Annotated in this window: 1 protein-coding gene; it reads right to left on the minus strand. The window is 48.1% G+C overall.

All coding sequences use genetic code 11. The features are described from left to right. Positions 1–210: hypothetical protein (locus MRS74_RS23890; RefSeq protein ID WP_254582768.1), on the minus strand; the 210-nt coding region annotated here is incomplete at both ends.

The following is a 210-nucleotide window of genomic DNA, read 5'->3' on the forward strand; positions in this document are numbered from 1 at the left end:
TTCGATGGATGTCCTTTGCCACTTTGACCATGGCCGTGACCATGCGGATGTGTGCTCATACTTTTACGAGGGCTCAACGTATTAATCGCTTCAATGGCGCCCTGTGCGAGCGTCACAGCCCAGAAACTGCCAGCTAGAGTCAGCACCAGATAATCTTGTTCTAGCTCCACCAATCCATTTTTACTCCAAATAGCGAATAATGGTTTAAGC

The organism is Marinobacterium sedimentorum (genome assembly GCF_024267675.1).
Taxonomy (GTDB): Bacteria; Pseudomonadota; Gammaproteobacteria; order Pseudomonadales; family Balneatricaceae; genus Marinobacterium_A; species Marinobacterium_A sedimentorum.